The 25954-nt window shown below is 62.3% G+C and carries 27 protein-coding genes; 11 read left to right on the top strand and 16 right to left on the bottom strand.

Features of this window, described 5'->3' with window-relative positions:
* Nucleotides 1-13: 13 nt before the first annotated feature.
* Nucleotides 14-1033 (top strand): deoxyhypusine synthase, encoded by a 1020-nt coding sequence (locus QYL91_RS00460; RefSeq protein WP_302081422.1) that lies wholly within the window; start codon nucleotides 14-16, stop codon nucleotides 1031-1033.
* Between the two features lie 14 nt (nucleotides 1034-1047).
* On the opposite strand, the gene QYL91_RS00455 is transcribed toward QYL91_RS00460, so the two are convergent.
* From QYL91_RS00455 to QYL91_RS00445, 3 genes are all read right to left on the bottom strand, one after another.
* Entirely contained in the window at nucleotides 1048-2556 is a 1509-nt protein-coding gene (locus QYL91_RS00455) for a YoaK family protein (protein WP_302081421.1), read from the bottom strand.
* A gap of 467 nt (nucleotides 2557-3023) precedes the next feature.
* Entirely contained in the window at nucleotides 3024-4271 is a 1248-nt protein-coding gene (locus tag QYL91_RS00450; protein WP_302081420.1) for a hypothetical protein, read from the bottom strand.
* A gap of 260 nt (nucleotides 4272-4531) precedes the next feature.
* A complete protein-coding gene (locus QYL91_RS00445) occupies nucleotides 4532-7447 on the bottom strand; it encodes a PAS domain S-box protein (protein ID WP_302081419.1) in 2916 nt (971 codons plus the stop codon).
* A gap of 192 nt (nucleotides 7448-7639) precedes the next feature.
* On the opposite strand from QYL91_RS00445, the gene QYL91_RS00440 reads away from it, so the two are divergent.
* The 4 genes from QYL91_RS00440 (at nucleotide 7640) to QYL91_RS00425 (ending at nucleotide 11008) form a co-directional block, all read left to right on the top strand.
* Nucleotides 7640-8971: a hemolysin family protein gene (locus tag QYL91_RS00440; protein ID WP_302081418.1), complete on the top strand. Its 1332-nt coding sequence runs from the start codon at nucleotides 7640-7642 to the stop codon at nucleotides 8969-8971.
* 257 nt (nucleotides 8972-9228) lie between these two features.
* Nucleotides 9229-9423 (top strand): cold-shock protein, encoded by a 195-nt coding sequence (locus QYL91_RS00435; RefSeq protein ID WP_302081417.1) that lies wholly within the window; start codon nucleotides 9229-9231, stop codon nucleotides 9421-9423.
* Nucleotides 9424-9580: 157 nt separating this feature from the next.
* On the top strand, nucleotides 9581-10735 hold the full coding sequence (gene trpB / locus QYL91_RS00430) for a tryptophan synthase subunit beta (RefSeq protein ID WP_302081416.1): 1155 nt from the start codon (nucleotides 9581-9583) through the stop codon (nucleotides 10733-10735).
* Between the two features lie 78 nt (nucleotides 10736-10813).
* Nucleotides 10814-11008 (top strand): cold-shock protein, encoded by a 195-nt coding sequence (locus tag QYL91_RS00425; protein ID WP_302081415.1) that lies wholly within the window; start codon nucleotides 10814-10816, stop codon nucleotides 11006-11008.
* A 122-nt stretch (nucleotides 11009-11130) separates the two neighbouring features.
* Here the strand turns inward: QYL91_RS00425 and QYL91_RS00420 are convergent, their stop codons facing one another.
* Complete coding sequence (locus tag QYL91_RS00420; RefSeq protein ID WP_302081414.1) at nucleotides 11131-11415, bottom strand: translation initiation factor eIF-1A; 285 nt, start codon at nucleotides 11413-11415, stop codon at nucleotides 11131-11133.
* A 515-nt stretch (nucleotides 11416-11930) separates the two neighbouring features.
* Between QYL91_RS00420 and QYL91_RS00415 the strand changes: the two genes are divergently transcribed.
* Nucleotides 11931-13451: a phosphoenolpyruvate carboxykinase (ATP) gene (locus tag QYL91_RS00415; protein WP_302081413.1), complete on the top strand. Its 1521-nt coding sequence runs from the start codon at nucleotides 11931-11933 to the stop codon at nucleotides 13449-13451.
* Between the two features lie 42 nt (nucleotides 13452-13493).
* Here QYL91_RS00415 and QYL91_RS00410 read toward each other — a convergent pair whose 3' ends face one another.
* Nucleotides 13494-14069: a hypothetical protein gene (locus tag QYL91_RS00410; RefSeq protein ID WP_302081412.1), complete on the bottom strand. Its 576-nt coding sequence runs from the start codon at nucleotides 14067-14069 to the stop codon at nucleotides 13494-13496.
* Nucleotides 14070-14110: 41 nt separating this feature from the next.
* Nucleotides 14111-14836, bottom strand: a complete 726-nt coding sequence (locus tag QYL91_RS00405) for an SOS response-associated peptidase (protein ID WP_302081411.1) — start codon at nucleotides 14834-14836, stop codon at nucleotides 14111-14113.
* A gap of 92 nt (nucleotides 14837-14928) precedes the next feature.
* Between QYL91_RS00405 and QYL91_RS00400 the strand changes: the two genes are divergently transcribed.
* Entirely contained in the window at nucleotides 14929-15309 is a 381-nt protein-coding gene (locus tag QYL91_RS00400; RefSeq protein ID WP_302081410.1) for a hypothetical protein, read from the top strand.
* Between the two features lie 37 nt (nucleotides 15310-15346).
* Here the strand turns inward: QYL91_RS00400 and QYL91_RS00395 are convergent, their stop codons facing one another.
* Together QYL91_RS00395 and QYL91_RS00390 are read right to left on the bottom strand one after the other, a co-directional pair.
* A complete protein-coding gene (locus QYL91_RS00395) occupies nucleotides 15347-15613 on the bottom strand; it encodes a DUF7553 family protein (RefSeq protein ID WP_302081409.1) in 267 nt (88 codons plus the stop codon).
* A gap of 38 nt (nucleotides 15614-15651) precedes the next feature.
* Entirely contained in the window at nucleotides 15652-16053 is a 402-nt protein-coding gene (locus QYL91_RS00390; protein WP_302081408.1) for a universal stress protein, read from the bottom strand.
* 160 nt (nucleotides 16054-16213) lie between these two features.
* Between QYL91_RS00390 and QYL91_RS00385 the strand changes: the two genes are divergently transcribed.
* Nucleotides 16214-17167, top strand: coding sequence for a phytoene/squalene synthase family protein (locus QYL91_RS00385; RefSeq protein WP_302081407.1), 954 nt, complete (start codon nucleotides 16214-16216; stop codon nucleotides 17165-17167).
* 12 nt (nucleotides 17168-17179) lie between these two features.
* Here the strand turns inward: QYL91_RS00385 and cruF are convergent, their stop codons facing one another.
* From cruF to QYL91_RS00370, 3 genes are read right to left on the bottom strand one after another with little or no spacing between them, the layout of a single operon-like run.
* Nucleotides 17180-18037 carry a bisanhydrobacterioruberin hydratase gene (gene cruF, locus QYL91_RS00380; RefSeq protein WP_302081406.1) on the bottom strand — a complete coding sequence of 286 codons (858 nt, stop codon included), beginning with the start codon at nucleotides 18035-18037 and terminating at the stop codon, nucleotides 17180-17182.
* Nucleotides 18030-18914 carry a prenyltransferase gene (locus QYL91_RS00375; protein ID WP_302081405.1) on the bottom strand — a complete coding sequence of 295 codons (885 nt, stop codon included), beginning with the start codon at nucleotides 18912-18914 and terminating at the stop codon, nucleotides 18030-18032. Before QYL91_RS00375 ends, cruF begins: the two co-directional genes overlap by 8 nt.
* Before the next feature lie 24 nt (nucleotides 18915-18938).
* Nucleotides 18939-20432 carry a phytoene desaturase family protein gene (locus tag QYL91_RS00370; RefSeq protein ID WP_302081404.1) on the bottom strand — a complete coding sequence of 498 codons (1494 nt, stop codon included), beginning with the start codon at nucleotides 20430-20432 and terminating at the stop codon, nucleotides 18939-18941.
* Between the two features lie 121 nt (nucleotides 20433-20553).
* Here QYL91_RS00370 and QYL91_RS00365 point away from each other — a divergent pair, with 121 nt between their 5' ends.
* Nucleotides 20554-21246: an SDR family NAD(P)-dependent oxidoreductase gene (locus tag QYL91_RS00365; protein WP_302081403.1), complete on the top strand. Its 693-nt coding sequence runs from the start codon at nucleotides 20554-20556 to the stop codon at nucleotides 21244-21246.
* A gap of 52 nt (nucleotides 21247-21298) precedes the next feature.
* Nucleotides 21299-22156 carry a ZIP family metal transporter gene (locus QYL91_RS00360; protein WP_302081402.1) on the top strand — a complete coding sequence of 286 codons (858 nt, stop codon included), beginning with the start codon at nucleotides 21299-21301 and terminating at the stop codon, nucleotides 22154-22156.
* Between the two features lie 9 nt (nucleotides 22157-22165).
* Here QYL91_RS00360 and QYL91_RS00355 read toward each other — a convergent pair whose 3' ends face one another.
* The gene (locus QYL91_RS00355; protein ID WP_302081401.1) at nucleotides 22166-22702 is read right to left on the bottom strand and encodes a YkgJ family cysteine cluster protein; all 537 of its coding nucleotides are present in this window, start codon (nucleotides 22700-22702) and stop codon (nucleotides 22166-22168) included.
* A 131-nt stretch (nucleotides 22703-22833) separates the two neighbouring features.
* Between QYL91_RS00355 and QYL91_RS00350 the strand changes: the two genes are divergently transcribed.
* Nucleotides 22834-23136, top strand: coding sequence for a DUF7967 family protein (locus QYL91_RS00350; protein WP_302081400.1), 303 nt, complete (start codon nucleotides 22834-22836; stop codon nucleotides 23134-23136).
* A gap of 6 nt (nucleotides 23137-23142) precedes the next feature.
* Here QYL91_RS00350 and QYL91_RS00345 read toward each other — a convergent pair whose 3' ends face one another.
* From QYL91_RS00345 to QYL91_RS00330, 4 genes are all read right to left on the bottom strand, one after another.
* Nucleotides 23143-23466 (bottom strand): transcription factor S, encoded by a 324-nt coding sequence (locus QYL91_RS00345; protein WP_302081399.1) that lies wholly within the window; start codon nucleotides 23464-23466, stop codon nucleotides 23143-23145.
* Nucleotides 23467-23496: 30 nt separating this feature from the next.
* Nucleotides 23497-24207: a DUF8135 domain-containing protein gene (locus tag QYL91_RS00340; RefSeq protein ID WP_302081398.1), complete on the bottom strand. Its 711-nt coding sequence runs from the start codon at nucleotides 24205-24207 to the stop codon at nucleotides 23497-23499.
* Nucleotides 24204-25010, bottom strand: coding sequence for a hypothetical protein (locus QYL91_RS00335; RefSeq protein WP_302081397.1), 807 nt, complete (start codon nucleotides 25008-25010; stop codon nucleotides 24204-24206). Before QYL91_RS00335 ends, QYL91_RS00340 begins: the two co-directional genes overlap by 4 nt.
* Before the next feature lie 77 nt (nucleotides 25011-25087).
* Nucleotides 25088-25927 (bottom strand): RAD55 family ATPase, encoded by an 840-nt coding sequence (locus QYL91_RS00330; protein WP_302081396.1) that lies wholly within the window; start codon nucleotides 25925-25927, stop codon nucleotides 25088-25090.
* Nucleotides 25928-25954: the final 27 nt, after the last annotated feature.

Genomic DNA, 25954 nt, shown 5'->3' with positions numbered 1-25954 from the left:
CCACACAGGAACAATGACTGACGAACCAGAGCGAGAGGAGTTCCACCACGACCCCGTCGCTCACGCGGAGGCACGCGCGGACATGAGCGTCGGCGACCTCGCCGACGGGTACGCACACAGCGGTATCGGCGGCCGCACTATCCACGAGGCCGTCGACATCACCGCCGAGATGTTCGGCGACGACGACACGACCGTCTTCATGGGACTTGCCGGCGCGATGGTCCCGGCTGGGATGCGTACCATCGTTGCCGACCTGATTCGCGACGGCTACGTCGACGCGCTCGTCACGACCGGCGCGAATCTCACTCACGACACCATCGAGGCAATCGGCGGGAAACACCACCACGGCCGGACCGGGCCACACGACGACCCCGAGAAATCCGAACGCGACCACGACGAACAGCTCCGCGAAGAGGGCGTCGACCGAATCTACAACGTCTATCTCCCACAGGAACACTTCGCCGCCTTCGAGTCCCATCTCAGAGACGAGGTGTTCCCGACGCTCGCCGACGAGGGCATCGTCAGTATTCAGCGACTCACCAAAGAACTCGGCCGGGCAAACGCCGCGGTCAACGACCGGGAGAACGTCGACGAGTCGCCGGGCATCGCTGCGACCGCATACGAGGAGGACGTACCCATCTACTGTCCGGCAGTCCAGGACTCGGTACTCGGATTGCAGTCGTGGATGTACTCCCAGACGAGTGACTTCTCGCTTGACGCGCTCGCAGATATGGACGAGTTAACCGACCAGGCCTTCGAGGCCGAGGACGCTGGTGCGCTGGTCGTCGGTGGCGGCGTCCCGAAAAACTACGTCCTCCAGACGATGCTGGTCGCACCCGACGCCTACGACTACGGTGTCCAGTTGACGATGGACCCGCCACAGACCGGCGGCCTCTCCGGCGCGACGCTCGACGAGGCGCGCTCGTGGGGGAAACTCGAACGGGCCGCCCGGAACGCCTCCGTCTACGCCGATGCGACGATTACGCTCCCGCTGGTCGTCGCTGCCGCTCGCGAGCGAATCGAACACGAATAAAAAACACGCCGCGGTTACTGCTGTTCGCCCTGCCGACCGCCACTGACCTTCTCTTTCAGTGGGTCCAGCCGTCCGCTCTTGCTCAGTTGCGCCAGCACGAACAGCACGATGCCGACGATCAGCAACAGACCCGACTGCGTCGCGAGCACGCCGAGGACGTCTTCGACGAGTCCCACGACGATATCGGCAAATTCGGCCGTATTACCGCTCTGGAGCGCCGACTCGACCTGCGAGACCACGATTCCGCTGAGTATCGTCGCGAGTGCAAACTGGAGTCCGCCTGCAACGGCGAGGGCGATGCCGGTCACGGTCGCCGTCGTCTCCAGCGAGCGCGTCACGAGGAAGGCAAGTGCCACGAGAACGAGCGCCACGATGGGCAACACGAGGTACATCGTATCGATGAGCCCGACAGTACGCCGTGCGTCCTCGAGTTGGCTCGTCGTCTCGGCACCGAACTCCTCGGAGACGTCCACCGTGTCCGGCACTTCCTGTCCGATGCGGTCCCTGGCCAGGTCGGCCGTCTCCTCCGAGAGGTGGCTCTCTGCCTGGGTGAGGTCCTCGTCGAACTGGGCATAATCGTACTGGGTCCCATCGCGGGTCAGTCCGTCGACGACGACGTACTGCAACTGGACTGCCGCGTAGCTCACGTTGTCCAGATGCGTCGTGTCACTGCCGTCCTCGTAGCCGGGCGAACAGATACCCTGTCCGGCATCGGGTTCGAGTTCGCTGACCGTCGCCGTACAGATGCGGTCTTTCGCGTCGCCTCGCCGCTGGTCGAGTTCCTGATCGACCTCCGAAGAGAGGCGACTCGACTCGTCCTGTAGCTCCTGTCTGATTGCGTCCCGGATGTCCTGTTCGTTTTCTTGGACGATCTCCTCTTTCCTGCTTTCGGAGTACAGTCGTGGGTCCTCGCCGATGAGTATCAACTTCTGGTCGGTGGTCGTCACCTGATAGCCCAGGTCGACCCGGAAGTCGAGCCGGGCCTGTTGGTAGCCCGTGGGACCCGACCGCATCTGCTCGACGAGCTGGCCGTCGATCGGGACCGACGTTTCGGAACTGTCGGGGCCAAGCTCATCGATGAGCGTACTCGTGTCTTTCTGCTCGATCTGTGCCGCAAACGAGTCCGCGAGATTGTCTTTCAGCGGCTTCACGTCGATTTCCAGTGTCAGCGAGTCCTCCTCGCCGTGCAGGTACGCGTACAGCGCCCGGATGTTCTCGCTTGCCTGCTCCTGGATGTACTCCTCGGTCACCGCATCGGAGACGAGTTCCCTGCTATCTGTCCCGTTCCCCGCCTGGAGGAGTTGTTGGCTCTCACCGGTGGTGCCGCTCTCGACGCGGTCGACGACTGCATCGACGGTCGCGTCCCGAATCGATTCGTAGCCGTCCTCTGCCTCGATTCGGCTGTCGACGTACTCCGCGTCCATGACCGTCCGTTCGGCCGTGGTCACGGCGTTTGCGGCGCCGACGACACCGAACAGCAAGAGCCCGATAACGACGAGTCCGGCGAGTTTCGGTCCGTTCATGGACACTGCGCCACCGTGTTCCCCTGTCGATACCTGCCTGCTGTCCCCTGACGATGATGGTCGGTTGCCTGCCTGTCTATCATTGCTTGCCTGGCATTGCACACTCTATCACATAACCTTTTGTGACTTACAGTACACCTGTCGTGTACACTGGCCGGGCTTTTTGTACTGTGGTGCGTACCGCCGCGTGGCCGATGACGAAAACTCGTGTTCCGAGTCTGCGGGGTGTGAACCCGCATTCGCGATGACGAACCCTATGAGTGCCGAGGCCAATCTGCTACTCGAAAACTCGCAGCGATATTCGGTAACCTGGGCCCGACACTTGACCCCCTCGTGGCTACCCCCTTCGTAGCGGTAATGATGTTTACCGTCGAGTAGCTGGCCTGGAAGGTTCTCGTGAGAGGATTTGAGGGTGGGAACCACCCCACTGCACCAGGCCAAACCTAGCGGTTGTCGGGCAGTTCCGTTTAGACGCTCTCTATGCTTTTGTCGTCTGCTGGTTCGAAGTTGCAGTTGGTCACCAAGTCCTCTGCACCGTCTTCGAGTCCATCGCTGTACCATGTGCTCGAGTCGTAGGACGGCATGCCATTCTCCGCACTAACGTTGTCATAGGCATCCCAAATTTGGACCGCACCGAGCGGCCACGCCCAAGTCTCCGGCACGGCCACCAGACGCTCGTCGTCTCTCCGGACGAACAGTTCCTTGTTCTTGTTGTATAGCACGGGGCCGAAGAACAGGCCTGAGGCGTTGACATTGAGAGCGTCAGGCGTCTCTGGGATGTCAAGCGGGCACCCACTGTCGAAGGTGATAGTGAGCCTCGCCCACTTGTTCGGTTTCTCGCACCCGTCGACCTCTCCCGGCCTCTCCGCGTTCGACAGGGACTCGTCAAACAGTGCCTGGGTCGATTCGAACACGGTAATCTCATCAGGGACAGTGCCAGTCTCTTCACTCACCTGATTGCCGACGGTGTCATAGGTGGTCAGCGTGTACGACCCGGAGCAGATTTCCGAATCCGAGAAGTCCAGCCTCCACTCGTGGTCGTCCCCGGCACCGAGAGCCTGCGGGATGATATCGAACGTGAGCTGGGTGACGTTTGGGTTCCCGTCGGTCCGTCCCGACGCCTCGAACGAGGCGTTCATGTCGACCACGAGGTCGTTCACGTCCCAGTCCGAACCGGTCTTGGGAAGGTCTTCATAACCGAATGCGACCTCGCCGCTCCCGAAAATCTGGTCTTCTACGATGCAAAACTGAAGGTTGCTGATAGCGGCCCGGTTGCCGCTTTTCGTCTCCAGCCCCGACTCGTAGGCGTCCAACTCTTCCTCCGTGACATCGACCGTCTCGGTATCGCAGTCCCTGCCACCATACGCCATCAGCTTCGATGCGGTGAAGCCGTCGGCGTAAGATAGCGTAACTGAGGTGGGGTCGCACTCCTCGCCGTCCTTGCTCTCCCAGTCATCAACCGTCACCAGGTCGGTGTCGGTCTCCTCCTCGAAGTAGCAGTCGGCGATGTTTCCCTCGTCATCCTCTTCGATGACAAACTCGATTTTGACGGAAGTACCGTCCTCGCATTCGAAGTCTTTGAAGCACGGGCCGCCACCGCCAGGTTTTGCGGTAGCCAGTCCCGGCATTCCGGTGATTCCAGCCCCCACTGCTGCGCCCTTCAGTATGGTTCGCCTGTCGATTCCCCAATCAATGTTGTCGGTTTCGTCGGTCATCTGAACTTCTCTCCCCGAAAACCAAATTTTTGCGCATGCGAAATATACAGTCCATATCGTTCACCCCAGTTTACACAACTGGGTTATCATTACCGCCCAGCCCGAGCCAGCCAGTATTGTCGAAACGCATTCCTGGCTTTTCTGAGACTGAAAATACCCTAAGAGCTCTTTAACGATATACTATTGACATTTGAACAATGTTACCAAACGTCACTTAGGGTTGAACCGGCTTTCCGTGCACATTCGAGTTTGGTTCTCGGTCACTCCGAGACAACCGGGAGTCTCACGACGAACACGGAGCCGTCGGGCTCGTTGTCTTCGACGTGAATCTCGCCGCCGTAGCGCCCGACGAGCGTGTCGACGAGATACAGCCCGAGACCGGTTCCCTCGCTGTCGAGGCCCATCTCGCCCTGCTCGAAAATATCTGCCTTGCGCTCGTCGGGGATGCCAGGGCCGTTGTCGGCGACGCGAACGACAACCTCCCCGTCCGCGACCGTCGCCGAGACGGTCACCTCCGGTACTTCCTTGTCGTTGTGCTGGACCGCGTTGCTGAGTAGATTCCGGAACACAGACTCCAGCATGTCGTCAGCGTACACCTCGACGGCTGGAATCGACCCGTCTACTTTGACCAGCGCGCGTTCCTGACTCGACTGGACGCTCGTTACCTCTCGTTCGAGCGCGGCCCGCAACTGGACGGGCTGCCGGTCGACGTCGGACTGGAGCATCACTTCGGTCACGTCCCGCGCAGTCGTCGTTATCTCGACTGCGTTGTGAGCCGCCTCTAGAACTCGCTGGACGTACTCCTGACCGTCTTCTTCGACGTACGCCTCCAGTGTCTCCCCGTAGGTCAACACGAGCTGGAGGTCGTTGCGGATGTCGTGGCGGACGACCTGATTGAGTATATCGAGGTTGTCCCGCTGGGTTTCGAGTCGCTGTTCGTATTCTTTGAGTTCGGTCACGTCGCGGGCGTAGCCCAGCACCGCGGTTTCGCCGCCCGCCGAGGTCTCGTACGGTATTTTCGTCGTCTCGAGAATGCGCGTCTCGCCATCGGCGGTCGTCAGTTCTTCCTCCGGGATTTTCTTTGGCTCGCCCGACTCGATTACGTCCAGGTCGTCCTTGCGAAACTCCTCGGAATCTTCGACCGTCGGGATGATTTCTGCCTCACGCTTTCCCTCGACTTCTTCGGGTGTCAGGCCGTAGGCCTCGGCTGTCGCCTCGTTGGCCAGCAGGTACTCGCCCTCGCGATTTTTCACGAAGACCAGGTCCGGCACGAGGTCGATAATCTGGCGGAGCTCTTCGCGGGCCGCTTCGAGGGCTTCCTCGTACTCTTTTCGCTCGGTGATGTCCTGGACGATCCCGATGGCCCCGGTCGGATTGTCGTCCGTATCGTAGCTGAATTCGGCGACCTCACGCATCCACCGCACGTCGCCGTCGCCGGTGATAATCCGGTGTTCGATGTCGTAGGGCTCCCCGTCGAGGGCGGCCTGCCACGCCTGGTCGACCCGGTCTGTATCCTCGGGATGGATGAACTCGAGGAACTGCTCGTGGTCGAGATACCCGCGTTCGCCGTCTGCGCCCCACATGTCGTAGACGCGGTCAGACCAGTAAATGCGGTCCGAGGGAATCTCTTTTCGCCACCAGCCGATGTCGGCGACTTCCTGTGCGGTCTGGAGGTACCGCTCGTTTTGGCGTCGCTCCGTAATGTCGACGAGATAACCCAGCCGATGGACAATCTCCCCGTCTTCCCAGACGTTTCTGGTGAAATCGAGAACCCACCGCACGGCACCGTCGGCAGTGACGACCCGATAGGGCTGGTGACTGAACTGCTCGACACCTTCCTCGCTGTGTTCCATTACCGTCTGGGTCACCCGCTCGCGGTCCGCCTCGTGGATAATCTCGGAAAAGGACACTGCCCCGGACGTGAGTTCTTCGGCATCATAGCCCAGCACGTCTTTGACGTTCTCCGAGACGTGTTCGACCGGCCACCCGCTCGCTTCCCGCCACTTGAAGACCACTGCCGGCCCCTGTGTGAACATGTCCCGCTCTTCTTCTAACTGTCGCTGGTAGGTCTTGCGCTCGTCGATGTCGAGATGGATGCCGACGGCCCGAACTGGCGCACCGTCCGCGCCGCGCTCGACGACTTTCCCGATGTCGCGAATCCACTTCCAGTCGCCGTCGGCGGTCCGCATCCGGTGTTCCGTATCGTAGTATTCGGTCTCGCCCGCGATGTGGTCGTCCAGCGCGTCCTCGACCGCTTCGAGGTCGTCGGGATGGACCCGCTTTTCCCACTCCTCGACGTGGGGGTCGATTTCGTCGAGTGAGTACCCGAGCATCTGGGCCCACTGCTCGTTGAAATCCACCGCATCGGTCGTCATATCCCAGTCCCAGACTCCTAACTGGGCGCCCTCGATTGCGAGTTCGAGGCGCTCTTTGAGGTCCTTGAGTTCGTTTTGTCGCTCTCTGCGTTCGGTGATATCTCGAGTGAGGCCGAGAAAGTGTGGCTCGTCGTCGAATTCGATTTTCGACACCCAGACCTCTACCGGAAACGTTGACCCGTCTTTGCGTTCGTGTTCCCCTTCGATTTTGAGCGTTTCCCCGATGTCCATCGTCGCCCACTGCTCGCGGATTGCTGTCGCGTCGACCGCGACTTCGAAGTCGGTGACGTTCATCGACAGCAGTTCCTCGTGCGTGTACCCGAGCGTATCGGAGAGTTGCTCGTTGGCATCCACAATCTCCCCCTCGGCGTCGTGGATGGCTATCGCGTCGGGCGCTTTCTCGAAGAGTGCTTTGAATCGCTGTTGCGTGCGCTCGAGTTCCCGCTCGCGTTTGGAGCGTTCGCCGATGTCACGACAGAACGTCACGGCCGCGGCAGAGCCCTCGTGGTCGATTCGGCTGACGGAAAGTTCGACAGGAATCCGGTCTCCGCTCTGGGTTTCGAATTCGACTTCGTATTTGTCCGGTGCGGAGCCGTCACTCATCCGTGCCCGGTGGTAGGCCTCGACCTGTTGCTTGTCGTCCGGCGCGACGAGTTTCGTCTTGGACTCCCCGACGAGTTCTGCACGAGAATAGCCCGTCAGCCGCTGTAATTTCGGATTCGCGTAGATAATTTCGCCGTCTCGAGCAACGAATATCCCGTCGTTGCTCTCTTCGACGACTGACTCGTACAGCTCCGTCATTGAATTCCTTTATTGTCTACTAAGTTATTATTACTTTGGAGTTGCATTGTTCTGGGACAAATCTGTGTTCCCACGCCACAACTCAGTCGGACCTATAGAGACGGACACAGATTCGACCATTTTAATGAGTTGACCGCGACGTACTGGTATGGACTCGTCACGACCGACTGCCGATACGCCTTCGGAGGACCGATGGTAAACATCGCGCTCTCGGTGGCACAACTCTTCGTCGCGCTGTTTCTCGTGGTACTGAACGGCTTTTTCGTCGCCGCGGAGTTTGCATTCGTGCGCGTCCGTGGCACGGCCGTCGAACAGCTCGTCGAAGAGGGCCGCACCGGCTCGCGGGCGCTCCAGGGTGTGATGGACGGCCTCGACGACTACCTGGCGGTGACCCAACTCGGTATCACAATCGCCTCGCTTGGCCTCGGGTGGGTCGGCGAACCCGCCGTCGCGTCGCTGCTCGAACCCGTCCTGGGGCCGGTTTTGCCAACGAATGTCGTCCACTTAGTCGCTTTCGCCGTCGGCTTCAGCGTCATCACGTTCCTCCACGTCGTCTTTGGCGAACTCGCCCCGAAGACGATTGCAATCTCACAGACCGAACGACTCTCCCTGTTTCTCGCCCCGCCGATGAAGTTCTTCTACATCATCTTCTATCCGGGGCTGGTCGTGTTCAACGGGGCGGCAAACGCATTCACGCGGATGCTCGGCGTCCCGCCAGCGTCGGAGACCGACGAGACGCTCGGCGAGCGGGAGATTCGACGGGTGCTGGTCCGCTCCGGGGAGGAAGGTGATATCGACGTCTCGGAGGTGGCGATGATAGAGCGCGTGTTCGACCTCGACGACACCGCCGTGCGGGAGGTCATGGTGCCACGACCGGACGTGGTGAGCGTTCCGGAAGATGCGACGCTCTCCGAACTCCGTGCGGTCGTCCTCGAATCCGGGCGGACGCGCTATCCGGTTCTGGAAGCCGGCGACAGCGAGCAAGTGGTCGGCTTCGTCGACGTCAAAGACGTCCTGCGTGCGAGCGAGGAGCCCGACTCAGAGCGTATCACTGCCGGCGAGCTAGCGCGGGAGATACTCGTCGTCCCGGAGACGACGACTATCAACGACCTGCTGGTGCAGTTCCGGTCCGAACACCAGCAGATGGCTGCGGTTATCGACGAGTGGGGAGCTTTCGAGGGAATTGCGACTATCGAGGACGTCGTCGAGGCCGTTGTCGGTGACCTCCGCGACGGGTTCGACGTCGACGAGCGCGAACACTCGGTACGCGAGCGCGAGGACGGCACGTACGATATCGACGGGAGTGTCACGCTGTCGGCAGTCAACGACGCACTCGGGGCCGACTTCGAGAGCGAAGCCGTCGAAACGATCGGCGGACTGGTCCTCGGTGAACTCGACCGCGCCCCCGAAGCCGGCGACAGCATCGAGGTCGGTGGCTACGCCATCGAGGTGACCAGCGTCGAGGGGACCCGGATTTCGACGGTTCAGGTCCACGAGACGGATGGCGACTCGACGGCGGACTGAACGCCGTCCGGGCCGATTTTGACAGAATCGTGTGACTGGAACCCACAGACGCCGGCCGGATGCACACCGAGAGTGCCGAATCCCATCCTATACTGTTCGGGCCGTGACCGATTGGGCACAACACTCCCCGAGAACCGACACACTGTGTATGAATATCTACAAAAGAGGTTTTTCGTAGTGCAATTGTTTTGCAAAATCCGAAATGAAAATACAAAGTCGCAATACTTATCAGTGTACCCGTCATTCATATAATTGCAATGGCAAACGGTAAGGTTGATTTCTTCAACGACACAGGCGGTTACGGTTTCATCGAGACTGAGGATGCTGACGACGACGTTTTCTTCCACATGGAGGACGTTGGCGGTGAGGATCTGACCGAAGGGACCGAGATCGAATTCGACATCGAACAAGCCCCAAAGGGCCCGCGCGCGACTAACGTCGTTCGCAGCTAAACAGGTTCACACCGTCGCTTTCCAGCGACTTTCGGACCTTTGTTTCTTTCAAGAACTACGCCGTCAGTGACTTCACTGTCACTCGCATGGTGCCGGTCGTCGGTGCCGACGCAGTCGGATAATACAGTTTATCAAAATGGGGAGAATCTGTAGAGATATGTCCGATGGTACGTTCGGGGGATACGGTGGACGCCACGTCCCCGAAGCCCTGGAAGACGCGCTCGAACAGCTCGCCGACGGCTACGACAACGTCAAAGACAGCGACGAGTTCCACGCCGAACTCCACGCGCTGCTCGAAGATTTCGCCGGCCGGCCGACGCCGCTTTTCTACGCGGAGACGCTGAGCGAACGCTACGGGACCGACATCTACCTCAAACGCGAGGACCTCCTCCACGGGGGCGCTCACAAAATCAACAACACGCTCGGGCAGGCGCTCCTCGCGAAGAAAGCGGGCAAATCCCGCCTCATCGCCGAGACCGGGGCCGGACAGCACGGGACCGCGACGGCGATGGCCGGGGCCCTCCTCGACCTCGACACCGAGATTTACATGGGGAAAAAGGACATCGAACGCCAGAAGATGAACGTCTTCCGGATGCGCCTGATGGGCGCGACGGTCAACGAAGTGAGCCGGGGCGGCGAAGGACTGGCCGACGCCGTCGACGCCGCGCTCGAAGACATGGCCAAGAACATCGACGACACACACTACCTCGTCGGGTCTGTCGTCGGTCCGGACCCCTTCCCGCGGATGGTCCGGGACTTCCAGAGTGTCATCGGGCGCGAGGCTCGCGAACAGTTCCGCGAGCGGACCGGCGGCCTCCCCGACGCCGCTGTCGCCTGTGTCGGTGGCGGCTCCAACGCGATGGGCCTGTTCCACGCGTTCCGGGACGACGACGTGGACTTCTACGGTGCCGAAGGTGGCGGTGAGGGGTCTGATTCGGACCGCCACGCGGCCCCACTGGCAGCGGGCGACGACGACGTCATCCACGGGATGAAAACGCGTGTCATCGAAGACGACGTCGACGTCCACTCCGTCTCTGCAGGGCTGGACTACCCCGGTGTCGGCCCCGAACACGCCATGTTCCGCGAGGTCGGCCGCGCGGAGTACCACGGTATCCACGACGACGACGCACTCGCTGCGTTTCGCGAACTCAGCGAAGCGGAGGGTATCATTCCCGCACTGGAGTCGAGCCACGGCATCGCGCTGGCGACGGAGCTCGCTGCCGACGGTGACTACGACTCTATCCTCGTCAACCTCTCCGGACGAGGGGACAAAGACATCGAGCAGGCCACGGAACACTTCGACCTCTCCTGAGGCGGGTCGGATTCCATGGGCCGTGTTAGCGTTTCATTCGGAACCCTTATTTGTGCCCTTAGCCTTTGAGCAGTCGCAATGGCAAACGGTACGGTTGATTTCTTCAACGACACAGGCGGTTACGGTTTCATCGAGACTGAAGACGCGGACGACGACGTATTCTTCCACATGGAGGACGTTGGCGGTCCGGACCTCGAAGAAGGAACTGACGTCGAATTCGACATCGAACAGGCACCGAAGGGCCCGCGCGCGACGAACCTCACTCGCGAGTAAGCTCCGTCGGACAACAACGCTTCTTTCGAGCGCTATACCGCGAGCGACAGCGCTGTGGTCGACCATCGGTAGCGCGAGCGCTGTCGCTCCCGGAGACTGAAATCAGACGGCAGAAACTGCGATTATTCGATGTGTCCTTCGCGGCGGAGCTGGTCTGCGGCCTGCCCGTCGTAGCGCCATTCGACGTTTGCCTTCTCGTCTTGCCAGTCCCACGGTTCGGCCAGCACGACGTCGTCCTCGTTGATCCAGGTCCGGAACTTCATCCGGCCGGGGATACGACCCATTCGGGTCTCTCCGTCCGCACACTGGAGGCGGACGTGGTTTCCACCAAGGTGTTCTGTCACTACTGCGAAGACTTCGTCGTCGGATGGCATCCGGAGGTCCCGGCGGCCTGAATTCTCGCTCATACTTTAAGGAGGGTTTCCACACACATAAACTACGTTATAGTCGTGGTACCACTCGTCACGCCGAGTCACCCCTCACAAGTCCTCGCAGCACGGTGCTTTCGGGTGATACTCAGCCGGCCAATTTGGTTGCACTGACCCCCTGTTGGCGCCCCTCCCAGATACCACTCTTTCCTTTGTGGGAACCATTCTCGCTGGAGTCGTATCCTCTCCTGAGTCGTTCGACACAGATGTCCGCGTTCGCGAAAGGGATAACGTGATACATTCCGCATGATTAGGTCAAGCGTATATAACGATTACATAATACAGTTATCTACCAGCCATTTTACCGCGTGCCACCAGCCACTAAAACGCCAGCATGCGAGCTGAGAGACTTTTCTCCGTTGTGCGAACCATCTCGTAGGACACGCCGATTATCTGCACGGAGCCACTGCTAGTATTCTGTCATATGTGAGAGTGAGTCGATGTACGTTGATTTCCGTGGCTTTATGCGTCCCGCCAGCCACCGGACACAATATATGTCCAGCCAACGGGTGGAGACGTCCCAACTGCAGGACGAGTTCCCGGACCCGGAGACAGCAGATAACGTCGTATATAATCCGACGTTCGACGAACTCCGAGTGTTCGCCAAACACGACGAAACGACGACCGAGTACGGCAGTCCAAGCTACATCAGCGAACAGAAGTCTCGGAGCGCCGACCAGACGAAAAACCTCGTCGACGACGAGTTTACCGACGAGGACTGGGCGAGCATCGAATCGGCACTCGACGGTGTCGGAGACTACGAGTTCGTCTGTCTCGACCGGATGGTCGGTCGCCACCCGGAGACGTCCTACGTCTGTCGCCTCTTCGTTCCCAAGGAGTTCTCGCGCATCGCCCTCTCGTGGGCGAAACTGCTCGAACCCGCACAGGGCGAACCCGACTTCCAGACGCTCCAGTTGCCCGACTGGGACACGCAGGACGGCCAGCGTCGCCGTATCCGCATCCTGCCAGATGAGGGGCTGACCTTCGTTCTCGGCAGCGACTACACCGGCGAAGCGAAGAAATCCTTCCTCCGTCTGTACATGTACCGCGCCAAACAGCAGGGCGGCCTCGGCATCCACGCCGGCAGCAAGCGCGTCCGAATCGAGGGCGAGGACGGCATCGAAGAGGTCGGACAGGCCTTCCTCGGCCTCTCCGCGACTGGCAAGTCGACGCTGACCGGGCACGGCTGCTGGCTCGACGACCCCGAAGGCGCCGAGATGCTCCAGGACGACGTCTGCGCCCTCCTGCCGGACGGGCAGGTGACCGGAAGCGAAGGGAACGGGCTCTACATCAAGACCGACGGCCTCGACCGCGAGGAACAGCCCGCACTCTACGACGCGGCGACCGACGAGTCGGCCGTCTTCGAGAACGTCAGCGTCTTCGAGGACGGGACTGTCGACTTCGACGACACGGAACTGACGACCAACGGTCGCGCGGTCATCCTCCGGGAGTGTCTCGACAGCGCCGCCGAGGACATCGACTTAGACGAAGTCGACCAGATATTCTTCATCACGCGAAATCCGACGATGCCTGCTATCGCGCGCCTCTCCCCGAAGCAGGCGGCCGTCGCGTTCATGCTCGGCGAGTCCATCCAGACCAGCGCCGGCGACCCCGACGCGGCCGGCGAGTCCATCCGCGTCGTCGGCACCAACCCCTTCATCATCGGCCCGGAGGGAGAGGAGGGCAACCGCTTTTACGACCTCATCGACGACAACGACGTCGAGACGTACGTCATCAACACTGGCTACGTCGGCTCCCCCGACGCCGATATCGGCGTCGAGGACTCGGTGAACATCCTCGTCGGTGCTGCCCGTGGTGACATCGAGTGGAACCACGACGAGCGACTCGGCCTGGAACTGCCCGAGTCGGTCCCTGGTGTCGACGTCGAGGAGTTCTACCCGCCCAACCAGTTCGACGACTACGAGAGCGAACTCGAAGCGATGCGCGAGGACCGCCGCGAGTACCTCGCTCAGTTCGAGACACTCGCCGACGACATCGTAGACGCCGTCTACTGACTCGGCTGTTATCCGTCGCAGACTTCGGTTTTCGCCTGCTGTTTACTCGGGCAGACGGCTATCCCACGCCCCCGCTGGTGGTTCTTCCGGCGCGTTACTCGTATCCAGTGGTAGCCGCTCTCTCACGACTCGAACACCTTTGGCGATGTGCTGTTCCTGCCCATCGAAATGTTCTGCCCCGACCAGCGGATGCACACTCGATGGTTCCTCGTGTGCGTACACGTCGACGCCTGAGGGCGCGGGAAACAGCATGACGTGGACCTGGCGGCGTGCGAGCGGCGAGTCGCGGTACACCCACGATCCCAGTTCTGCCTGGCCGTCACGGGTTTTCAGGCGGGCAAACGGACTGCGGACGAACCCCCACGTCCACAGGAGCCGTTCGGCCTCGTCGTGGGACCGGTGCAGCGTGCCGGCAAACTCTCCCCCCGTGATGGGTCGTGGTCCGGCACGCTCGTCGAGGGCCGCACCGAGCAGTCGGGAGGCGACCCGTCTGACCGGCTCCCACCACCTGCTCTCGGGGCCCTGGTTCCAGCGGACGGGAACGGCGTACGTCTGGAGCAGTCCGACGAGCGCTCCCAGCCGCGTCACTGTGCCGAGAACAGCCTGCTGGGCTGTCATTGTCGACCGTTCGGCGGCGCGGCCGATAAGTCCTCGTTACCTTACTCTCCGACCGGCTCGACCAGCGCCGGCGAGTCGTTCGACGGGTCGTTAACCGCCGTCGACACCGGGTACGCCCGCATCTCACCGTCGTACGGGTCCAGAAGCGCCGTCGCTTCCTCGGCGGCGCCGGTCAGCCACCGGTCGCGTTCGTCGCCGTCGAGTATCACCGCCATCCGGTGGTGGAGGTCGGCCACGAACTCGTTTGGCTCCGTCGTGACGATGGTGAACGTCTCGACAACGTCGGGACTGGTGTCGCTGCCGTCGCCTCCGCTAAACGCGTCTAATCCTGTCTGTGTCTGGGGTGGCTGCCACTCGGCCCACAGCCCGGCCATCGCGAACGGTTCGTCGTCGGCCAGCGTGACCCGGTAGGGCTGGTTCTCGCTTCCGTCGTCGACCCACTCGTAGAACCCGTCGGCGGGGACCAGACACCGTCCCATCCGGAAGCCGTCTCGCGACGATTGTGTGACCGCATCCCGGAACGTGGGCTTCTCTGTCACCGTCTCGGCGCGGGCGTTGATGAAACCGAAGTCACTGCGTGAATCGGCCCACGGCGGGACGAATCCCCACTCTTTCGTGTCGATGCGCTCGGGGCTCGCGTCCGTGATGACCGGCAGCGACTGGCTCGGCGCGGCGTTGTACCGGGGCTGGAACGACTCGGTGAAGGTGGCGCCAAAGCGCGCTTCGATGTCCTCAGGGGGTGTGAACAGACTGTAACGGCCACACATACGCTATCTGTGGGGACCTGCGCCGATAAACCCCCGACTCGGAGGACCCTGCCCGCGGATTTAAACCCGATACTGCCCTACCTGTTGGCGAGATGGCATCGGACGAGGCGTTTGCGATACCGGCCCGCCCACAGCGGCGCTACCCCTACGAGGGCGGCGTCGAGTACGAGGGTGAAACGGTGTTCTTGCTCCAGCCGCGGCCACCGCAGGGCGAGGACAGCCTCGATTCGCTCCTTCGACGCGTGCTGGCGGCGGGGCCGTACCGCTACGCGGATTTCTTCGACCTGCCGATGCCGCTGTATCTGGTCCGTGACGACGAGACCGGCGACGTGTTCCGCGTCTCCGTCCGTGACGGTCAGATACGGTTCCACGTCCTTCCAGAAACGGAATCGGCGGGGCTACAGGCGCTTTTTGACCGACTCTCGGATGGCTGGGACGTAGAGTGGACCGTCCGGTGTGAGACCACGGCGTGACACTCCGGCCGGACCGAACGCCGGATAAAACGCGGGACTAGACGCCCTCGACGGTCTCTCGGTACGCTCGGATGGCGTCCAGTGCTTCTTCGATGGTCGCAGCGACGTCGTCGCTGGCGTCGGCCTGAATTTCGTCGAGGCCGGATTCGATGCGTGCGAGTCGACCGTGGTCGGGGCCGCGGTCCCTGTCTGCCAGCGTCTCAAGTTGGTCGGCCAGCGATTCGAGTCGGTCTGAGGCGTCGTTGCTGCCGTCTGCTGCTGTCGCGATCAGGTCACTCGCCGTTGCGAGGTTCTCTCTTGTCATAGACGATAGTCGATTGACCGGTCAAAAAACGGTTTCGGTTACTCGGAGACGAGCGGGACACACCGGACGGGGATGTCGCTCTCGAGGAGGAGGTTCTGTGCGGTACTCCCGAACATCATCTTGCCGACTGGCGAGCGCTTGCGGATGCCGATGACGTGCTCGTCGACGTCGAACTCCTCGGCGGCTTCCAGCAGGTCTTCGATGGGTGCGTTCCCGCGGATGTACTGGTGGCTCTCGACTGTCACGTGCCCGCTGAGGGACTCTTCGAGCGTCTCGATTGCTTCTTCTCCATCTGAAACGTCGATGCTCGAAGTCTCGTCTCCACCTACTAGAGAATTAATAACATACACCGTGTCGCCCTCGTCGATTTGGCGTTCCAGATAGTCCAGGAGTTGTTCACTCGTCTCTGTGCTGTCGGTTCCAACGAGTAGTCGTGTCATGGACCCGTGTACTCCGCCACTCGGTATAAATATGCACCTCCATATATTGCCCCTGTAGTGGTTTGAGGGTGGTTCGGGTACGTCTGGTGTTAGTGCGATTGCATCATACCCAATACATTAGGTAGGTAACTTACACAAGCGTGGCGAGAAAACTACGTCTGTGAAAGAGTCCCAGCTCGACAGGGGAAAGGCCATCCACAAGGAGACTGGCCAGACCTTCTATTACGCGACACGCCTCCTGCCGTCCCGAATCCGGACGCCGACGTACGTTCTGTACGGTTTCTTCCGCATCGCTGACGAGGTCGTCGACGGCAACCAGGGGTTGTCACCGGCCGAAAAGCGAGACCAGCTCGAACACATCCGTGACGCGGCACTCGGTACCGCCGACGCCGAAGACCCCGTGGTCGACGCGTTCGCCGAGATTCGCGCGGAGTACGACATCCCCGACGAGGACATAGACGAGTTCATCGACGCGATGATGACCGACATCGACACCGAGCGCTACGAGACCTACGAGGACCTGGAAGGGTACATGCGCGGGTCGGCGGCCGCCGTCGGGCAGATGATGTGTGCTCTGATGGAGCCCGACGACCGCGAGGCTGCGAGTCCGCACGCTGAGAAGCTCGGCGAGGCGTTCCAGTTGACGAACTTCATCCGGGATGTCCGCGAGGACATCCGCGAACTCGACCGGGTATATCTCCCGATGGAGACACTCGATGCCTACGACGTGACCGTCGACCAGCTCCGAAACGAGGAGTGTACGCCGGCGTTTCGTCAGGCGATTCAGGCCGAGGTCCGCCGGGCCGAACAGCTCTACCGTCAGGGCGTGGCCGGTATCGAACACCTGCCGAAGGACTGCCAGTTTGCCGTCGTGCTGGCGGCGACACTGTACGCCGAACACCACCGACTCATCCGCAAGCAGGACTTCGACGTGCTCTCGACGCGGCCGTCGCTGTCGACCGCACGGAAACTGTGGGTCGTCTCGAAGACGTGGTGGAACTGGCGACGCTTCGAGGACCCCGTGACCGTGTTCCGGCGCGTCAGCCCGATTCCGGAAGCCGACGCTGGCGTCCCCGACGTCGAGGAGACGCCAGGTGTCTTTCACGCCGAGTGACGGCAAGCCGCTCTATTTTCGGGTCCGGCCAGGGAGCCCGTTCCACACTGCGAAATCGAAGCGGTCGAGCTGGACGAGTCCGACCCCGAACAAAAGTGCCACACCGACCGGAATCCACGCACCGTAGACGGCGTTGACTGCCCCCCACAGCAAGACGAAACTCACCAGGTCGTCGAGCATGAACGGACACGACCGGACCCGATTGACGAGGTCGGTGCTATCGAAGGCAAAGTCGACGAGCAGTGTCGCGACTGTCGCGCTCAGCACCCACCCGGCGTAGTTCGACAGGGGCACGCCGTAGTAGACGCCGCCGCCGTACGACCAGAACCCGAGCGCCACGGCCGCGGGGTCGAGCACCATGTCAACGGCGAGAACGGCGGCGATGACCGCTGGAAGGCGAACAAAGGCGGATTTGGCCCGCTCGCCGAGCAAGAGCAGACAGAGCAGGTAGCTGTTGAGCACGAGCGGGAGGAAAAAGACCGGGAGGCCGACCGGAATCGTGTCGGCCAGCATCGGTCCCAGCGGAACCTCGTAGACGAAGTCGCCGTACGGGAACCCTGTCGTGGCGCCGACGTACTCGATAGCGTAGGAGTACAGCGTCAGTACCGAGAGTGCAGTGAGTGCGCGCTTGCCGACCAGCGGGAGCAACCCGGCGACGAGCGGCAACCGCATCACGAGGACGCCGCTCAAGACGAGGTAGGGATTGAACGCCAGAATCGCGGGCAGAAGTCCCTCGGCACTGGCGAGCAACAGCACCGCGCCGACCAGCGGAAAGACGACGGCGATGGTAAACCGGTTGCGCTCGACGAGGGCGTCGAGTCGCTGTTCGATTTCCTGTCGGTCGCTGGGCCGGGCAAACGCCTCAGCCATACAGAATCACCCAGATACCGGCCATCGTCAGCACCATCCCCGCGAGCGTGTTGAGGACGGGGAACCACCAGTACGCACGGTCGATGTCGACGTCCGCGGCGACGATTCCAAGGACGAAGAGTGGATAGACGGCGAAGACGCCACCCAGGAACGGGTGGACCAGTGCCATCAACGCCGCACCGGCCAGCCAGCAGACCCCACAGTAGACGAGTGCGCCCCGCTCGCCAAGGAACGTTGCCGTCGTCTGGATGCCGGCCGCGCTGTCGGGTTCGATGTCGGGCACCGCCGAGAAAGTGTGCATCGCCATCGTCCAGAGCCACCCGCCGGCGACGGCAAGCAGCGGCGGAAACGTCCGTGCGACAGCGAGATACGCAAGCACCCCCGGCAGGATGTACAGCCCGTTCGACAGCGAATCGAGGAAGGGCGTGGTCTTCAGTCGGAGCGGCGGTGCGCTGTACTCCGCGCCGAGTGCGAAAAACAGCGCGAGGACGTAGATGCCCTCGACTGGAAGGAAGGGGACAAAGAGCGCCCCCAGTGCAGTCAACAGGAAGACGACCATCACGACGACGGCATCGCCCTGATATTTGACCTCCTTTCCCTCCTCGGACTTTTTCGGGTTGTGTTCGTCGACGTCGGCGTCGTAGATGTCGTTGACGCCGTACAGGAAGACGTTCGCGGGGACGAGAAAGTACGCGAACAGCGCGACGGTCAACGGCGTGAAAAACTCGGAGACGCTGTCGGCAGCGTAGACGACGCCGACGACGACGGGGCCGGCCAGATAGAACCAGAATCGGGGGCGCGAGAGCCAGAACAGATAGCCCACGAGCGACTGCTCGGAGGGGGCAAGCGCCGCCAATCGCTCTGTCTCCTCGCTCATAGTTGACTGTCGACGACTCGACTCTTAGGTCTGCTCTTCGATGAGCGCGTTCGCGGCGTGTTCGCCGCTGATGAGACACATCGGGACGCCGATACCCGGCGTGGTAAACGAGCCGGTGAAATACAGCCCGTCGACGGCCGACGAGCGGTTCGACGGCCGCAACAGCGAGGTCTGACGGAGTGTGTGGGCAAGTCCCAGTGCCGTCCCCTCCGTGGCGTTGTACCGCTCACCGAAGTCGCTCACCGAGAACTGCTCTTCGACGACGATGCGGTCCCGGAGGTCCACGCCGGTGTGCTCGGCGATGTCGGCCAGAATCGTCTCGCGGTAGTCCTCGCGGACCTGCTCGCCGTCGTGGAGACCGGGGGCAATCGGAACCAGGACAAAGAGGTTGCTGTGTCCCTCCGGTGCGACGGTGTCGTCGGTCTTCGAGGGCGCACAGATGTAGTAGGCCGGCTCGTCGGGCCAGGACGGGTCCTCGAAGATCTGCTCGAAGTGGGGGTCCCAGTCCTCCGGGAGCACGAGCGTGTGGTGGGCGAGTGGCTCCACGTCGCCCTCGACGCCCATGTAGATGAGATAGGCAGAGGGTGCGTAGGTGCGTTTGTCCCAGTAGTCGGCGTCGTACTGCCGTTCGTGTTCCGGCAGGAGTTCCTGTTCGGTGTGGCGGTAGTCGGCGTTGCTGACGACGTACTCGGGGTTGTACGTCTCGGCTTCGGTTTCGACGAGGAAGCCGTCCTTTCGCCGGGTGATTTCGGTGACCGCTGCGCCCGTCTCGTAGGTGACGCCGAGTTCCTCGCCGAGTTCGGCGATGCCGTCGACGACGGCACCCAGCCCGCCGTCGGGGTAGTAGACGCCGAGGTTGAAGTCGACGTGGCTCATGATGTTGTAGAGTGCGGGCGTGTTCTTCGGCGAGCCGCCCAGGAAGACCAGCGTGTACTGCATGATTTGCTGGAGCTTCGGGTTGTCGAAGTACTTCTCGACGTGGCCCTGCATCGAGCCGACGAGCTGGAGCCCGACCGGCGCGGCCCGGACCACGTCGAGGTCTATCCAGTCGCGCAGGCGCGAGCGGTCCTCGTAGACGAACTTGTCCATCGCCGTCTCGTAGTGGTGCTGGCTGGTCTCCAGATACTCGTCGAACGCCTCACCGGCACCGTCTTCGTAGGATTCGAAGAGGTCGTGCAGATAGTCGTTGTCCGGCCGGATGTCCACCTCGTCGCCGTCCTTGAAGAACATCCGGTAGTGGGGGTCGAGGTGGCTCAGCGTGTAGTAATCCTCGGGCGTCCGGTCGAACTGGTCGAAGAACCGCTCGAAGACGTCGGGCATCATGTACCACGACGGTCCCATATCGAAGCGAAAGCCCTCCGTTTCGAGGCGACTCGCCCGTCCGCCGAGCTGGTCGTTTTTCTCGAGGAGACGCACGTCGGCACCTGCATCCGCCAGAAAGCAGGCCGCCGAGAGGCCGCCGATTCCCGCCCCGACGACAACCACGTCAGACCCTGCAAGCCGTGTCATTGTTTTCATGTTCACCTCCAGCCATGATAAACTGTCCTCCAAACCTGTGGGGTCCGTGTGAGTCGGTCACGTCCGTCGGTTTGGGCCGACTCGCGGAAGGATACTTTGTGATGGACTCTCACGATAGGGTATGGACGGGCAGACAGCGGTGGTCACGGGCGGGAGTCGTGGTATCGGTGCGGCAGTGGCACACGCCTTCGCGGACGCTGGCGCACACGTCGTCGTCTGTGCACGCGACGGGGACGCCGTTTCGACAGTCGCCGAGGAAATCCGCGAGGAAGGTGGCTCGGCCACGGGGATTCGGGCAGATGTCCGCGACGAGTTCGACGTCGAGCGGTTGATGGAACAGGCCGCACGCGAGGGCGGCGGGATAGATATCGTCGTCGCCAACGCCGGCGTCTATCACGGCACTCCCCGAGAGACGCCACTCACCCGCGAGTCGTACTCGGCGTTCGACGACCACCTCCGGACGAACGCCCGCGGCGTCTTCGCGACCATCCGCGAGGCGCTGCCCCATCTCGCTCCCGACGCCCGTGTCCTGGTCTCGTCCGGCGTCGTCGCCCGCGACACCCGCGCTGGCTTTGGCTCGTATGCCGTCTCGAAAGCCGCTGCCGAATCCGTCGCGATGCACTTTGCCGACGACATCCAACAGGCCGTCTGTGTCGTCGACCCGGGCCAGGTCGCGACCGACCTCACCGGCGGGCAGGGCCGGGACACCGCCGACGTGGCACTCCAGTTTCGCTGGGCGGCAAGCGACGCCGACGCTGACACCATCGATGGAACGCTCCTCGACCGCCGCGCGTACCGCCAGGCGACCGGGTAACGCCGGCCGCATCGCAGGACTTATTAACATCACTGGCAATTTTATTATTCGAATGACTCCTCTCGAATCGTCCGAAGTCTCGCCCACTGTACGGTCGCTCTCGCCGATTGGGCTCGGGGGGACTGCGCTGCTCGGGGTGTTTTCGGCCGTCGCGCTGGCGACGGGCCTGACGAAGGTGCTGGTCGTCTCCTGGGTGGCCTTCGTTGCGATGGCACTCGGCGCCGTCCTCGGCTCGCGGTACGACGCCTCCTACCCGAAGCGGCTGGTCTGGGGATACGGTCTCGCGAGCGGCGCGATGGTGACCAGCTCTGCGGTCTTCCTGGTCCCGCAGGCCATGGGGATGGACCCACAGTACGGCGGCTTTGGCATCGCTGCCGGCCTGCTCGTCGGTTACGCCGCCCACGTCGTCGGCCACCGCCTCTCGCATATCAACGTCGGCTTGGACCTCACCGCTGCACAGATTACCGCCCACGCGCTCTCGGCAGGTTTCATCATCGGTATCGTCTACGGCTCGATGCCAAACCTGGGTCTCTTGCTCGGGCTCGCTATCGTCTCGCACAAAGGGCCAGCCGGGTACGCCGCCGCCCACCGCCTCCGCGAGAGCGGCGAGCCGGTCTCTGCACTGTTGCTCCCGGCCGCGGCTATCGGGCTCACCGCGATTCCCTCTGCACTCCTCGAGCTCCCGAACGCACCCGCTATCAACGGTGCCATCTTCGGCTTTGCCGCCGGCGTCTTCCTCCACCTGGCGATGGATTTCCTGCCCTCGTGTGAGGCCGGCGGCGAAGTCGACCAAGTGTGTTCGCTCTCGGAACACTCCCACCGGCGGCTCGACCAGCTCCGCTCACACGCTGTCGCCAGCACCGCCATCGGTGCGCTCGCCGTCTTTCTGGCCTGGTGGGTCGTCGCGTAGGCCCGCCGCTTACAGTTCCCGGCGCGTCTTCGGGTCGTCCAGGTCCCACAGCACGGCCGGCAGAAACGCGTCCAGATGCTCGACGACGCGCCGTTCTGAGACGCCCAACCCCTCACAGTGGTCGTGGGCCGCCTCGCGGACCGTGATGTGGATGTCGCCGCCCGCTCTGGCCGTTCGCGTCCCCGGTTCGACGGTCACTTCCAGCGGGAACACCGAACAGCGGGCCGGTTTCCAGTCGTGTTCGGCGTGGAGCGAGCAGAGCCCGTCGTCGCGCAGGAAAAAGCAGGCCTCGCCGTCGTCGTCGGTGTGTTCCTCACGGTCTTTCTGCTCTTTGCGGACGAAATCCTGCCCGCGAACCTGTGTGGTCGCCTCCGCGAGTGAGGCCACGTCGGCCAACTGGAGAAAGTCCGGTTCGTACAGCATGACGCCGTGCTGGCAACACCAGGTGCAGTCGTCGACACACTCGAACGTCAGCGTCGGGTCGAAGTCGACGACTGCCTCTTTGCCGGGGTGGACTGTCACGGCCTGGCCGCGCTCGATGGACACAGCACGCGTTCGCGTTCGACGGCGAAAAGTCTCTCGCTGGACGTTCCAGCCGTGAGTACCCGTCACAGTCCCGTTCTCATACGACGGGAATCGGCGGCGGCGTTGAATTGCCGACTCGTCTATCCTCTCGTATGACAACGACACCCAGTACAGCGGAGGCCGAGGCGACCGAACGCGTCTGGATGGTCGAGCGGACCTTCTCCGAGGACTCGCCACACATCCTGGTCATCGTCTACGCGACACCGGACGGCGAGCGGTACCTCCAGAAAGAGCGCGCCTACAACCGCTTTGGCGGCAACGCGCCGGAGGTGACCGCCGCAATCGAGACAGACCCCGACGCGCTCGTGCCGGTCGACGACGACGAGAAACGCGAGCGCTACGCGGCCGAAGCCGAGCGGATGATGGACCGCCACGACCCCGACGACCCCGTCTGAGTCACGTCAGTTGTACTCGCGCCAGCGGTTTCCACAGTCCTGGCATTTGAAAAAGCGTGTCGGCGGTTCGTCGGCGGCGCCGGTCTGTTTGATGGTGTACCACGCCTTCCCGTGGCCACACTCGTCGCAGTGGACGTCGTCTGCGGTCGGTTTCCCCTCGAAGTCCGCGCCTTCTTCGGTCTCGATGAGTTCGTCATCGGACTGTTCGGCGGTGCTGACGAAACTCGCTGCCGTCTCTTCGTCTTTGCCGGTGCGGGTCCCACAGGACGAACAGACCATCTCGTCGCCCTCGGGTTGCATCATCGACCCGCAGTCGTCACAGAATTGCATAGGAACGGGTAGCCGGTCGACACCCAAAACTCACTCGTGTTTGGCCAGTTCCTTGCGCTCGGCGACGATCGGACAGTCAACGACGCGGACGGTCTCGTGGTCGAGAAACTCCAGAATCTCCGTCCCGTCGTGCGAGCAGTGTACGTCGGGCGGGTCCGAGAAGAACTCACACTGCTCGCAGTAACTGTGTTTGGACACCTCGGCGTACAGGCTGTCCGTCTGCCGGCTGACTGGCCCCTCGCTTTCGGCCGCAGCAATCGACTCCCAGACCGTATCGGGGTCTATCTCCCCTACGTCCATCTCCTCGAACACGTCCTCGAAGGGGTCGCCCTCCCTTTGCTCTACGTCCTCGAACCCGGCGTCGGTCGCCGCGGTGCCCACATCTATCGACGGTTCGGACTGCTCGACGAATCCGTCGTCGTCATCGTCTTCCGCCTCGCCGAGTCCACCAGCGTCACTGTCTTGGGAGTGGTCGTCGACCACCTCGTCCTGATGGCCCGGTGGTGTCACGTCGTGGGCGTCGTAGCTCCGGTCGGGACCGCTCTCGACCTGGGGCCCTTCGAGTCGGTGGCTCTCAGGCTGGGACTCGTCTGGTCTGTCCACGGACTCCTCGCCTGTTGCGTCGTCCTGGCTCTCTGCGTCGTCGGGGTCGACGTCCTCGAAGGATTCGAAGGGGTCGCCGTCGCGGTCGCCGACCGATTCGTCGAGGCGCTCGAAGGGGTCGTCCTCGTCGTCGCTCACTTGTCTTCACCCGATTCGAGTTGCGAGGCGGCCAGCAGGCGCGGCTTGCCAAACCAGCTGTTGGCTGCCTCGACGTTGGTGACTGTCGCCTGGCAGTGGGGACACTCTGGATCGGTCAACAGCGCAATCTCGACGCCGTTGCCACAGCTCTCGCATTTCGCCCGGTCGATGTCGGCTTTGGCCGCCGCGCGCTTGATGCGGTCGACCGCTTCGATGCTGCCCTGTGATTCGTGGGCGTCCCGGAGGTCACTGACGACCCAGGCGACGGTCTGGAGCCGGTCTTCGAGTGTTTCGAGGCGGTCGTCGATAGTCGCTATCGTCTCGTCGTGGTCGGTAAGTCTCGAGTCGAGTTCCGCCTCGACGTCGTCGACCGCCGACTGCATCTCGGTCAGTTCCTCCTGGAGGTCGTCGAGGCGAGCGAGTTCCTCGTGGCTGTGGTCCGCACCGGCTTTGCTGTCGAGTTCGCGTTTCAACTGGACGACGCGGCTGCGCACGTCCTCGATGTCCTCCTCGTGGCGCTGTTCGACGGCATCGACGTCCTGCTTGACGGTGTCGACGTCCTGTTGTATCGCGTCGGCCGTGTCTGCCAGCCTGTCGGCGACCAGCTGGTCGACAGCACTCGCGTCCGTGACTGGCACCTCCTCGTCGTCGAGTTCGTCCGCTGCTTGGTAGGATGCGAGCAACTGGACCAGGACGGCCTCGCGGTCGACACCGAGCGCCTGGGCACGCTCGGTGAGCCAACTGTCCAACTCGCCCGGCAGGCTCACCGTCAGCGTCCCGTCCTCGGTCGACTCACTCGCCATTATATTCACTTATTTCAACTGCACAGTTAAGCGTTTGCCGCTGATTTCGAGTTCCGATAGTCCCGTCTCGGAGCCGCTTACCGAATCTTGCGAACATCGCTGATGTCGAAGCCGGCATCGCCCAGCTCCGTCTCGAACTGAACGATGTTTTCCTCTTCAATCCGTGAGAGCACGCCGCGGAACTGCTTGATGACGAGCGTTCGCGCCCGGGTACTCCCGCCGCTTTCCCAGCTGAAATCGAGCGTCCCGGTGCAGGCTTCGACGAGCTGGCCGTGCCGTGTCGCCGAGAGCGTCTCGTTGTTGACGTGCAAGAGGATGAGCCCGTTCCACTCGTGAGCGGCCTTCTGAAGCCCCTTGACGACGTAGGTGACGTCAGACCACTCCAGGTCCTCACCCAGAGTCGCCACGAGGTCAGACAGCGAGTCGATGATGACGAGGTTCCCCGGCGCCCGCTTGCTGAGTTCGTCGCCGAGCGCGCTCAACAGCCCCTCGCGTTCCTCGTGGCGCTTCCGGAGGTTCTTGATGTCGGGCGTCTCGTCGGCGTACCAGTTCCGTGGCACCGGGCTGACGTGAAAGAACTGCCGCGAGAGCGAGCAAAAGTCCACCGGGTCAAGTCCCGAGGCCGTAATCTCCTCGTCGATGACTGTCTCTATCTCCCGGCGGAGCTGTGAGCGGTCGGAGTTGAACGTGATGTAGTGGATGCCGTCGGGCTGTCTGGCCTGTGGATGGAGGTCGCCGTAGTGGAGGTCGAACAACCCGTCGTCGGTCCGTGCCAGCCCGTTCATCACGGCGGTGGTGTACATAAACTCCCGCGCCCCGGCCCCTGCCTCCCCGGACAGCAAGACGACACTCCCCGTCGGTGCCCCGCCCTGAATCATCTCGTCGAGCCGATTGATGCCGAAGGGTAGGCGGTTCATACTCTCACATACCGGTCCGGCGATTTA

Source organism: Salinibaculum rarum (assembly GCF_030505615.1).
Classification (GTDB): Archaea; Halobacteriota; Halobacteria; order Halobacteriales; family Haloarculaceae; genus Salinibaculum; species Salinibaculum rarum.
The sequence above is the reverse complement of the archived record's forward strand: the minus strand, read 5'-3'. Positions and strand labels throughout refer to the sequence as shown.